This window comes from Dyadobacter sp. HNCC25DJ187, from assembly GCF_056895255.1.
Genome location: NZ_JBXHAT010000001.1, coordinates 1,611,207 through 1,623,293 on the forward strand (window position 1 = coordinate 1,611,207; position 12,087 = coordinate 1,623,293).

A 12,087-nucleotide genomic window follows, 5' to 3' on the forward strand; every position below is an offset into this window, starting at 1 on the left:
GGTTTAACAGATACAGCACTCACAAAAACTCAAAGGCCATTTACTAATTCAGAATAGTAAATGGTCTTTGCTACAATCCCAGGCATAATTCTGCCTTATTCCTTCATAATTTTAAACGTTTCGCCAGTAGAGAGTTTCAAAAGATACATACCTGTCGGGTAAGATTTCAAATCAATTGAGAATGTCTGATCTTTAAGCTCATAGTTTTTAACTGGTATACCATAAGCATTCGTAATAACCGCTTTAAGATCATCCATTTTTGAAGATTTGGATTCTAAGGTCACCACTCCATTGGAAGGATTGGGGTATAGATGATACGTTAGGATGGGCGCCTCTTTCGATACCAGATAAATAATTTGGCTATATCCATGGCTATTATCATTATCCAACATTTTTAATCGGTAATAGATCCCTCCCTTAGATAAGTTACTGAAATCTTCATAAACATAATGATTCGCACTCATTCCTCTTGATTGCACTGATTCCAGAAACTTAAAATATTTCCCATCTAAGCTGTACTCTATATCAAAATGGCTTGCATTTATCTCACTTGCTGTTTGCCATTTTACCAGATTACAATTTTCCGTCTTAGTTACACTAAATCCTATCAGCTTCACTGGTAGAGGATTTAACGAAACATCCGTACTTCCGATAGTAAACGGACTGAAAGAACTTACTGTACTCAGCGTTCTTACTTTTCCTTCTGCAGCCGTGCCTGACGTACCCCCGTTCCCAAGGTCTTCCCAAGTTGTTCCATTCCAACGAACAACATTTACTTTACTCAAATCAGTTACATAACCTGTCCCGGCACATGGTGATGATAATCCAAGCCCGACAATAGCAGATGCGTTACCAGCCAAACGATCCAAAGTCCAGTACTCACATTTCCCAACCTTAGTTATCGCACCTGTGAAAGAGCTGGTATTGTACCCAGCATCATCGGGATTCAAATTAAAGTATTGAGCCAGAAAACTATCTGATACCGTGCTATTAGCTGATGGACTGATGCTAATAGGATTATACGATTGCATACTACCAATAGGAAATGTAAAGGCTTCATTGCCTATTTTAGATACTGCACCAACTACATGACTAAGTTTACTTCCGCCGGTATAAGTAGAACCATTTAAAAATTCTAACCTGTTATTTATTCCGGTATGAATATTTCCCTCAATAAAATCAGCATTTCCGGAAATGTTCAGGTTTGAAAGAAGAGTTATGCTGGCCCCCGATTTCTTATCAAGAATCAATTTTTCCACATTGAAGAATGTAGTTCCAGAAATCACAGTATTCTTTAAGCCTACAAAACGTCCACTCAAATAGCAGATTGGTACGTTAACTTCCAAATCACCGTATAGACTCGCGTTTAACCAAAAAATTGCGCTTGTGGAACTACTTTGTATAGTTAAATTTCCAAAAATCTGGTCTTCAGTACGTACATACATTCCATCTTCCCACATGTGGGAACCCATCGCTAAATATTTACTTAAATTGCAGTTAATATTTCCATGTATAATGTTTCCACCCCACCTCATATCATAGCCTCCTTTTGAATGGATAACATTTATATTTCCCTCAATAGTGTTACGTTGCATGCGTGCTCCATGGTTTATGACTAAATCAATGTCATTTACCAATAGTTTACAATAAGACATTCGAAATCCATCGTCAATCTCAGCAGGACGCGCCGATGGGTTTTGTACTTTTATTTTTCCCCCTCCGATAAGATTGGTGATTTGACTCATGTAAAAGCCATACCTATCTATCCATAAGGGAGGAGAGCTGGCCATATCGACAATGTGTTCAATATTGACAGTTCCTTTAATTTCTGTATCTATATTTCCACCTATCGAAGTCGTACCTCCCGCATTACTTGTATAGCTAAAATTTCCTTCAACATCACCTCCAGCCTTAAAAAGATATGTATTCCCAGGGAAACTTCGATTTACACTCAGATTCGATTTAAAGGTAGACTTTCCGGAAGAACTGATGTATATATCATTTCCATTACTACTATTCACTTCAACGTTTCCTGAATAATAGCATGGACTTGCTATTATTCCATTGTAACTATCATAAAAATTGGCCAAGCCACTAATATTAAATTTTACGTTACCATTAAATCTGGTTCCGGCAATATAATTCTTCACTTCTTGGGCATCACCCCTATCTCCAAGTACTTCAAACACAATGTCGCTACTTGCATTACTATTATTGATGGTCACCCCTAACGAGACTCCATTTATTTTTAAAAAATTGATAGTGGTAGTTTTGTACCCGTTTACATCCAGCTGAGCCCCATTGTTGATGGTCAAAGATGCAATTTGTACATCTGAGGCCAATACCGGCCAGTTATTTATTCCGGCACCGGGAATGATGACAGTTGAACTGCTATTAGGAACACTTGTAGGATTTGACCAGTTAGATGCTGTATTCCAATCACTATTAACCGAACCAGTCCATGTTTGTGCCTTCAAACCAATTGAACTCAATAAAATGATAAAAATAATTCTATACATATCGAATTTAATTTAAAAAAATAAATACCTATCTTATATAATTATTTAAATATAGTTAATTTAATTAATAATTAAGTTGATTAAATTAACTATATATCTAAACAGAATAAATAAGATTATTGATACTTATTAGCACAACAAGCTTGTAGTAAATAACAGCGAAGATCACCCACATGTTCAGCGATTAATCTTGTCTTATAATCGATAATAAAAATCAATTTGTAAATTATTATTTAACAAAGATGTCTATCAAACAAATCAATATTTTATCTACATAACTTTCCAAAAAAGTTCAATAAGTATTACACGATATGATAAATTGGCGATTCACAAAAGTGGCTGATTAGCCGTCAGAAAGCAGCTTGACGCATCATATAATGTTTTGTGAAGCAATGAGCAGAGATGGAAAGGTGAACAACACCAGCAAATTTGAAAATAGGGAATTATAGATTTATAGGTATTTGAGTAGCTATCAATGTCGATGGCCGGTACCATAGTAGAATTAGGATACATGATGGCTTGCAAGATGGGAAGTACGGCAGGGTTCTCATAGAAACATAGTCTTGTATATTTCTATTCTATTTTAGGATTCAGGTAAATCCATTTCAGCTTCATTAAAATGTCAGCATATTTACTATGCTGACATTCTTATTTTTACCTATTATTCTATAATACTAATATTTCAATTCCTTAATTTTGGCAATGACCCTATTCGCTACAATTTGGTATCCTTTGTCATTCATATGGATATCGTCATTAGCAATGTCACTACGCATGCCTCTAGGAAAGTTCAACTTTGCAAGATCCTGCCGGTCGGCATCGGATGGTGTATAGCTGATAGCTGCCATTTCTTCATCAGTAGGCGGAGTCATTTCCACAAAGTTTTTACCGTACTTATCAGCCAGCCTGGTATTAATTCCCTGAATCAGATTATAGTTGGATGTTCCCTGGTTATCGTTTGTCCCCTGCAACACTCCTAGTATAATGTATCTGGCTGGAGCATTGATGTATGCTACGGAATCTTGCAACGCAGGCATAATATCTGATTCCACACCTCGTCCGATGTTATTACGACCGTACCAGAGAATTTGTGTGGCTGACCTCACCCGCGGCCCGTCATCAAGTATAACCTCCGAGTTTTCGGGTACATCTATCACACTCACTGTAGCCGGTGTAATTGTATACCGATCTCCTGCAAATCTGCGAATCGTACAGCTTACACCATTGACTTTTCCGGTTCTGCTGTACTCGTGATTATTGGATATGGTACTCAAAAACTTATCATTCAGTTTTGTAATGGTTACCGGTTGGATACCATTTAACTTATTCCCTTCTATGGAAATAATGAGAGGTCGTCCGCCCTGCCGGACAGCGATACTGGAAGCAACCTGGCCTACTATTCCGTCACTCACAATAGGCCTGTCCGGGAAAGCAAGTCCCACAATATTTCCATACGGACGTATGCCACCGGCACCGATCGTGAGACTATCGCCGATAAATGCCAGGGTTTTATCACTGTTTTTCCTGTTTGGAAAAATGTCATCTAAAAGCCCACTGCAGGATGAAAGCAAAGTGGCACTTAATGTAACTGCTCCCGAGGTGCGGAGGAAATCTCTGCGACTATAACGGCCTGCAGATTTTGATCGGTTATTCTGATCTGAAAACATTCTATTTAGTATATCTACGTATATAGCCAATGCTAAAATAATTATTCCAAACCTACAGAGAATATTCTATTGGCTAATCGAATCACTTCTGTTGCATTATTACACGAATCGCTGTTATGTGGAAGTGTGGATTTATTTTTTTCACTTTTTACAACGGTCATCTGAAACACAACGACACTGCAGGGAACAATATTTGTGCAAGTGCACATAAAAGCTAAATTGTCATGAAAAACGAAGACATAAGAACTGCAACCAGAATTCTCCTCGGTGCCGGATTGGTGTTTGCAGGAATAGGCCATCTGACTTTTGCCCGGAAAGAATTTCAGGCTCAGGTCCCCGAAATCATTCCAATTCCTAAAGATGATACCGTTATCTATTCAGGAGTAGCGGAGATACTACTTGGTACTGCCATTGTTGCTGCACCTGTTAAGCACAGACCACTCATCGGTAAAGTGGCTGCGACATTTTTCACAGCTGTGTTTCCTGGGAATATTGCTCAATATGTAAATCAAAAAGACGCATTTGGTCTTGACTCCGATAGAAAAAGACTGATGAGACTATTCTTCCAACCAGCCCTTATAGCCTGGGCCTTGGGAAGTACGCAACAGCCAGAGAAATTCAAGTCATGAAATTATTATTTGTGTAGCATACATACCTGCAAGCAGAATTGTATGCTACACAATAATTTTCTTCCTATGTTGTTCTCCCCACTTTTGCATTGCATCCAGTACCTCTGAAAGTGTTTCGCTATATGGCGTCAACGCGTATTCAACTGTAATAGGTTTAGTCTCACAAACCGTACGGCTCACCAGACCATTCATTTCCAGTTCTTGTAATTCTTTTGACAAGATCCTGGGCGAGATACCCACTTCCCGCGATAATTCACGAAAACGACGCTTGCCAGTTCTTAAAACTGTCAGCAACACTAATTTCCATTTACCTCCGACAACGTCAAGTGTATCTCTGACAGCCAGTTGTGCCTTTTTGCATGCTTCATGCGTTAGTATGGTATCCATTTTGTAATCGGTATCCTTTTTGTAACAAGTAACAAAGGTATAGCATAGTGATGTAATTTTGTATCAACAATTTAAAAATCACAACCATGTCACGAAAAACAATCAAAATTACAGGCTATATCCTCACCGGCGTGCTTACCTTACTTTTTGGAATGAGCGCTTTTATGAAATTAACACAGGATCCAACAGCGTTGGAACAAGCCAAAGGAATAGGTTTTAGCCCGCAGACTTACCTGGCGATTGGTATCATTGAGATTGTATCCTTAGTACTTTTTATTATTCCCAGAACCGGATTGCTAGGCTCATTGTTGCTGATTGCCTATATGGGAGGAGCTATTGTTACACATCTACAGCATCAGCAGTCTATCGCCATGGCAGTCGGCATTCAGGTGCTTCTATGGATTACAGTTGCTGTAAGATTTCCTGAGGTTCGCCAACGCTTGTTATCCTCACCTACCGCTTAATTAAAATCTGCAACCAGATTCAATATTTACAGACATTCATCATCCAAAAACCTGAATTATGAAAACCAGAAAAATAGATCATATCCAACATAATCCTGCTCATCCTGGATTTCTGGGAAAAGGACATACCGCTACCGCGGTTATTGGTGGAAGAAGTTTTACTCAGAATGACCCTTTCATTTTGCTCATGGACGACCAAGTCGATTTGCCGGGTGGCAAACCTGCCGGAGGCCCGCACCCTCATGCTGGTTTTGAAACGGTAACGCTTATTCTGGCAGGCAATGGAATGGGCTGGGAAACAGGTAGCCTTGAAGTGATGACCGCAGGAAGCGGAATTGTACACACTGAGGAAATCACCGCAAAAACGAAGGTACGTATCCTGCAACTTTGGCTGATATTACCTCCTGAGAAAAGATGGGCACAACCCTTCTGGCAGGAATTAGTGCTGGAAAATGTTCCGACTATCAAGAGTGACAACCTGGAAATCCGCGTCTACAGTGGTAGCAGCCAAGGACTTACTTCCCCTCTGCAGAACCAGACGCCATTCACACTGGTGGACTTTCAGGTAAACAGAAATGTTTCTGTCAGTCAGGAATTACCCGCCGGTTATAACGGATTTGTATATGTAACAAACGGTTCTGTTTCTATTGGTGGAAAGCGCGTCAATGAAGGTGAGACGGCCTGGCTGGAAGAACCGTTCGATAATGATGTTACAGAAGTCAACTTTAAAACCGAAGACCAGGACGCACGTTTTATCCTCTACGCCGGACAGCCACAAAAGGCCCCGATCGTAAGTCACGGTCCGTTTATTGGTGACACGCAGGAGGATATCACAAGACTTTATCAGGCATACCGTCGTGGTGCATTGCCACATTTAAACAGTTTGCCTGACAGTCAAAAGGTAAAACATGAATTAACAGTGTAAGTCCATATCGGTGTAATCCTCAGAAACCAATTAAATTTACATTCATTTTATTCAAAATAATGATGTAAAATGAGCAACTTAATATTCCGTTTAACTGACGATTACACCTTGATGTATTTATATGCCTATACATGTTGCCATTACACGAAAAGTACTCCCCGGCAAAGAAGCTGAATTCACCGACGCGCTCCGCCGCTTTTTGGGAGAATCATTCTTGCATGGAGGAGTTCAAGGCGCCAGTATGATCACTGCTCTCCCGGGATCCGAAAGCAGAGAAATTGGTATACTCAGGACATTTGTTGATGAAGCGGAACGGGATGCATTTTATAGTTCTCAACTATTCAGAGATTGGGAAGAATACGCATCAACATTGACAGAGCAGCCCAACTACCGCCAGCTAACTGGCCTGGAGGCTTGGTTTCGCGCACCCGTCCCTCCACCGAAGTGGAAAATGGCCGTTGCAACCCTATGCGGTGTATATCCCACCAGTCTTTTCTTGTCCTATACAATCAGACCTCTGATTCAGGATGCGCCACAGGCAATTACTTCTTTGATCATAGCAGCCTGCATGGTTGGCATACTCACCTGGATCGTGATGCCGCAGCTAACCCGAATTTTAAAGCCCTGGCTTATCAAAAAATAAATATTTCCTACATTGTTATCCGTTGATTTCCAAACAAAGTGCATTTGGCAAGAGAAAACGATGCAAACAGAATACAATTGTCAACCTATCATAGCACTATTATGTTTACCCTCAAAGCAATATCAGAAGCACACTCCAAAGTCGGATCAGGAGCCGATTTCCCAAAGTATATTCAGGATATCAAAGCTTTAGGTGTCATGTCTTTCACGACCTGGGTATCTGACAATCACACTGATTACCAAGGTTCGGACAATTTCCAGGTCAGTTCAGAAGCAAAGTATAAAACACTTCTCATTGCCGACCAAACAGATAAGGAAGGATTTACCAATAATCTAAAATTACACCAGCGGGGAGAAAGTGATTATTTTACTTTTTGCCAACACTGCGCAAAGGCCGGTATTGAAAAATGGATCGTTGTGTTAGAGGATATGACTTGCTCTTATTATGATAAAGAAGAAAATAACATATTGGAAGAGATAATTCCTGGTATCCGGTAGGGGATTATCCGAATCCGTCTTTTTAATAATGCATTACAAATAGACCTCCTTTTCCAAAGAGGTTTTCCTTTTTAAACTCGGAAAACCTCTTTCTTTGTGCCCTTCAACCAAACCCATAACCGGCGTATGGAAAATCAGATTTTATCTAATCTCGAAGCGGTACAGGAAAGAATTGTAAATGCCTGTAAAGATGCAGGCAGAAATCCGAACGATGTGCAACTGCTGTTGGCAACCAAAACAGTACCTGCTGAACAGATCAGAATCGCTGTGGAAGCGGGAGCGTATCTAACTGGCGAAAACAAAGTTCAGGAACTGCGGGATAAAGATGCGGGACTGTCTGGACTGAAGCTCGAACGGCACTTTATCGGCCATTTACAAACCAACAAAATCAAAGATGTCCTGAAGTATGCGTCCTGTATTCAGTCTCTGGATCGAATCGTATTAGCAGAAGAACTAAATAAACGCTTACAGAGGGAAGGAAGAAGTATTGATGTCTTTGTTCAGATAAATACGTCAGGTGAAGAAAGCAAATTCGGTATAAAACCTGATCTTGCAGTTCAATTTATGCAGGAAGTCCAAAAATTTGAAACACTGAAAATCAAAGGCCTGATGACCATAGGATTGCTGGATGTTGAAAGGGAAAAGATGAGACCATCGCTGGCATTACTGAGAGAAACACGCGATAAAATACTCGGAGCCGGAATACCTGGAGTCGAACAGCTTGCTTTATCCATGGGCATGTCGCAGGATCTGGAATTGGCTATAGCTGAAGGATCAAACATGGTTCGGGTAGGTACGGCGGTATTTGGAAACCGTTTCACCGGCAAAGAAATATGGAATGAAAATGAAGCCTGACCAGTTGTTATTTCATACGTTCCAAAATCTGTTTATTTAATTGCATGAATGTTTTTGAAATTATCATCAATGATCAGGAGAAGGTAGCTCTTGAAGATGTGTTCCACAGCGCAGACAACAAAGCCGCACTAACTCAGATCATTCAGGAACACAAGTATCTCGATGTTCTTGAACAATATAAATTATCTGTAAGTAATAAAGTACTGCTTTACGGTGATTCAGGATGTGGCAAAACCACGACCGCAAAAGCCATTGCCACTGCGCTTGGAAAAAAGATTGTGATCGTCGATCTCAGCACACTGGTAAATTCAAGAATTGGTGAAACATCCAGAAATATCAAAGGCCTTTTTGACAAAGCATCCAGAGACAAAGCTGTATTGTTTCTGGATGAATTTGATCAGATTGGGAAAATGAGAAGTACCGATGACAAGGAGGTTGGTGAAATGAGACGACTCGTGAACGCCATTATACAGCAAATTGATTACCTCCCTCAGCACGCTATATTGGTTTGTGCTACCAATCACTACGACCTGATTGACATTGCGCTGATCCGACGTTTTCAGCTTCGTCTCAAATTCGAGCTGCCTGATAAAGCCAGGCTGGATGAGTATTATCATAAACTTCTTTCAACCTTTCCACTCCATTTACAAAACATCGAACGCAAATATGGCACGTCATTCGCGGAAGTAAAGGATTATGTTCATGGCGAATTAAAGAAACGAATCATTCAGGAATTGGAACAAGCTGATTGATGCTGGATCAAAATTTGTAGCAGACCTGAGAATTTTAAAACGCATTTACAAGCATGACATTCCACCCGGCGTATGGGGAGATATGGTACACAATAAAATTTACACCAAATGCGAAATGAGCGGTTCGGTTTTGAAAACCCTGATGTACAATGTGCCGCAGCACGCAGGTCAAGCCAATCTATTGTTAAGGCAGACGAATGCAATGAGTTGGGTGTTCAGAGCAGATGATAAAACATGGTATATGCATTAGCAATCAATCCGGATCCGCATATCATGCGACTATCCGGTAATATGAAGAGTACGATCAGAGAAGGTTTGAACCGGAATTACGGAAGTTTCAACGCGCTTCCACACATTACCTTACTTTCGTTTGAAGCTGAGGAAAAGAACTATCCTTACATATTATCAGAGTTTAAGAGGGTTTTATCTGTAATTGCTCCATTCCAGCTTGGTTTCGCTGGCTTTGGAGATTTTATTACAAAAAAAAACTGCACGTTTTTTATTCAACCAGACGATAACGCAACGGATGCAATCATTGAGAGTTGTGAAAAAATGGGCAGGCTGTTTGATAAATCCTTAAAGCGCAGGTATGTAGAGAGATGGAAAATGGTTGTCAAAACGAAGCTGCATATGACCCTTGCCCGCGAGCTGACTGAAAAAGAGATCGCTGTATGTTACGATATATCCCCTACTGATTTTAAAGAATCATTTTTCTGCAAATATTTTGTAATCAGAAAGTTCAATGAACAAAGAGGTCAGTTTGACATTCTTGACACCATTGAACTGTTAGGCCGCGATTACATGGAGGGAGAACAGACTAAGTTGTTTTGAAGGGAAACAGGAAGGAAGAATTAAAAATGAAGAGTGGAGAGTTACGCCCCCCACTTCTCATTCTTAACTCTTAATTCTTAACTCTTAATATCCCGGATTTTGCTTAATACCCGAGTTCTGATCCAATACATTCTGAGGAATTGGATTCATGTATTGTTTGGGTTCAAACTTCACCGTGTACTTCACTTCCGGCTCCACACTATAAACCCAAACACCTGAATTGTTGGAAGGAACAGAGTTACGGATCACCATATTATGGCGCGCTTTGCCCATTACCTGTGCAGCCTGTGCCAAGCGTTTGTTATCCAGATAACGCTTGTCTTCAAAACAGAACTCAACCCTTCTTTCTCTTGCGATGGCAGCACGCATTTGGTCCTTGGTCAGCCCGGCAGGTAACGCTGCAATCTCAGAACGCTGGCGAACCTTATTAATCGCATCATATACAGATGCATCCGGACCTGCCGCTTCATTTTGTGCTTCGGCATAGTTCAGCAAAACCTCCGCATAGCGCAGGAACACATAGTTCTGTCCGCTTGCATCCGTACCAGGTGCTGCATCTGGATTAAGCCGTTTTTTCTGGTAATAACCTGAATCTCCGACATCCGTTTTTCCGGCAAGGTCAATTTGGTTGGTACGATCGGGGTTAGGATAAGTGAGATCAACACGCGTGTAGATCGTGTCTGCTCTCGGCATCCAGTCCAGCTTATAGGGAGCACCATCATATACTATAAAATCATAAAAGCGCTTCTCTCGATTCACATACGGTTTTTGCGGATTGTATCCCGAAGTAGGATCTGTAATCGCTTTTCCGTTGGCCATCGCAAACTGGTCTACCAGCTCCTGGGTTGGGTTGTAATTCCCCCAGCTACGATACTCACCCAGCACATAGGTAACACCGCCACGCGACTCATAACTTCCACCCATATTGGCAACGTTAGCTACGATCTGTCTGTCCCAGATTACTTCGGAGTTGTATTCATTGGTTACACGCCAGAAATTTTTGAGATCAGCAAAAAGATTGTAGTTTTTACCGTTTCCATATTTATCAATAAACTCCTTATTTGTTGCTGCTGCCTTAGCCCAGCGTGCAGGATCATAATTTCCGAAATGAACAAACTTGCTTGGGTCTGACAGATAGGGGGTTGCCGTATTGAATAACGGACTGGCACCAAACAACTCTACCCATCCTTTCAGGGCCAATGCAGCACCCAGTGTGGCTCTGCCTGCATCTTTATCCGACTGCGCGTATTTAATAGGCAGATGTCCGTTCTTCACAACCTGATCCAGTTCACCAACAATGAAATCGAATGTTTCCTGAAATGTTTTACGTGGCTGTTGCAATTCCTCCGGACTCATCGTATTGCGATCGAGCTGTTCAGTAATGATAGGAAGTCCTCCGATGTGTACAAAGAATTCACTGTAGAAGAATGCCCGAATAAAACGAACTTCGTCAATGCGTTTATTAAAGTAAGCTTCTGAGAAGTTAGCTTTATTTTCAGCGAGCTTTTGCAAAAACGTATTGCATTTGCGGATTTTGACAAAGAAATTCTGCCATGTATAGCCATAGGTTGGCCCATGCGTTCCTCCCCATGGGTTGTCTGTACTGCTCGAGGGTACAATTGTTACACCTATTCGCCAGTTGGATGCCGTATAGTAGTGGCTGATGTTGTAGTCATCTGTATAATAATCCAGCGTTTCCGTCTGCGTTACTTTATTCGGAATTTCACTGTAAATATCATTCAGAAATACATCTGCGTTCGGTTCCGACTCCCACTGTGTAGCATCAGTCAGGTTAGATTTATTTACATTTTCAAGAAATTCATCCGTATCGCAAGAAACGGGCAGGGTGAGCATCGCCAGACTCAAACCCAATATTTTGAAGTAATTTATAGCAACTTTCATTTTATTTCAGTTTTGG

12 protein-coding genes are annotated in these 12,087 nt (G+C 40.8%); 8 read left to right on the forward strand and 4 right to left on the reverse strand.

Going from position 1 to position 12,087, the window contains the following annotated elements:
* Positions 1–95: 95 nt before the first annotated feature.
* Both AC1XUE_RS06685 and AC1XUE_RS06690 read right to left on the reverse strand, forming a co-directional pair.
* The gene (locus AC1XUE_RS06685; protein ID WP_483355162.1) at positions 96–2,519 is read right to left on the reverse strand and encodes a T9SS type A sorting domain-containing protein; all 2,424 of its coding nucleotides are present in this window, start codon (positions 2,517–2,519) and stop codon (positions 96–98) included.
* Positions 2,520–3,193: 674 nt separating this feature from the next.
* A complete protein-coding gene (locus tag AC1XUE_RS06690; protein WP_483355163.1) occupies positions 3,194–4,186 on the reverse strand; it encodes an SGNH/GDSL hydrolase family protein in 993 nt (330 codons plus the stop codon).
* A 224-nt stretch (positions 4,187–4,410) separates the two neighbouring features.
* On the opposite strand from AC1XUE_RS06690, the gene AC1XUE_RS06695 reads away from it, so the two are divergent.
* Positions 4,411–4,815: a DoxX family protein gene (locus AC1XUE_RS06695; RefSeq protein ID WP_483355164.1), complete on the forward strand. Its 405-nt coding sequence runs from the start codon at positions 4,411–4,413 to the stop codon at positions 4,813–4,815.
* 45 nt (positions 4,816–4,860) lie between these two features.
* Here the strand turns inward: AC1XUE_RS06695 and AC1XUE_RS06700 are convergent, their stop codons facing one another.
* Complete coding sequence (locus tag AC1XUE_RS06700; RefSeq protein WP_483355165.1) at positions 4,861–5,202, reverse strand: winged helix-turn-helix transcriptional regulator; 342 nt, start codon at positions 5,200–5,202, stop codon at positions 4,861–4,863.
* 86 nt (positions 5,203–5,288) lie between these two features.
* On the opposite strand from AC1XUE_RS06700, the gene AC1XUE_RS06705 reads away from it, so the two are divergent.
* The 7 genes from AC1XUE_RS06705 to AC1XUE_RS06735 all read left to right on the forward strand — a co-directional run bounded on the left by AC1XUE_RS06705 (position 5,289) and on the right by AC1XUE_RS06735 (position 10,169).
* Positions 5,289–5,666, forward strand: a complete 378-nt coding sequence (locus AC1XUE_RS06705; RefSeq protein WP_483355166.1) for a DoxX family protein — start codon at positions 5,289–5,291, stop codon at positions 5,664–5,666.
* A 58-nt stretch (positions 5,667–5,724) separates the two neighbouring features.
* Entirely contained in the window at positions 5,725–6,591 is an 867-nt protein-coding gene (locus tag AC1XUE_RS06710; RefSeq protein WP_483355167.1) for a pirin family protein, read from the forward strand.
* 121 nt (positions 6,592–6,712) lie between these two features.
* Entirely contained in the window at positions 6,713–7,234 is a 522-nt protein-coding gene (locus AC1XUE_RS06715) for an antibiotic biosynthesis monooxygenase (RefSeq protein ID WP_483355168.1), read from the forward strand.
* 101 nt (positions 7,235–7,335) lie between these two features.
* Complete coding sequence (locus tag AC1XUE_RS06720) at positions 7,336–7,731, forward strand: DUF1398 domain-containing protein (protein ID WP_483355169.1); 396 nt, start codon at positions 7,336–7,338, stop codon at positions 7,729–7,731.
* A gap of 126 nt (positions 7,732–7,857) precedes the next feature.
* The gene (locus AC1XUE_RS06725; protein WP_483355170.1) at positions 7,858–8,586 is read left to right on the forward strand and encodes a YggS family pyridoxal phosphate-dependent enzyme; all 729 of its coding nucleotides are present in this window, start codon (positions 7,858–7,860) and stop codon (positions 8,584–8,586) included.
* Positions 8,587–8,630: 44 nt separating this feature from the next.
* Positions 8,631–9,338 (forward strand): AAA family ATPase, encoded by a 708-nt coding sequence (locus tag AC1XUE_RS06730; protein ID WP_483355171.1) that lies wholly within the window; start codon positions 8,631–8,633, stop codon positions 9,336–9,338.
* Between the two features lie 234 nt (positions 9,339–9,572).
* Positions 9,573–10,169, forward strand: a complete 597-nt coding sequence (locus AC1XUE_RS06735) for a 2'-5' RNA ligase family protein (RefSeq protein WP_483355172.1) — start codon at positions 9,573–9,575, stop codon at positions 10,167–10,169.
* Between the two features lie 84 nt (positions 10,170–10,253).
* Here the strand turns inward: AC1XUE_RS06735 and AC1XUE_RS06740 are convergent, their stop codons facing one another.
* Positions 10,254–12,071 (reverse strand): RagB/SusD family nutrient uptake outer membrane protein, encoded by a 1,818-nt coding sequence (locus AC1XUE_RS06740; RefSeq protein ID WP_483355173.1) that lies wholly within the window; start codon positions 12,069–12,071, stop codon positions 10,254–10,256.
* Positions 12,072–12,087 lie beyond the last annotated feature (16 nt).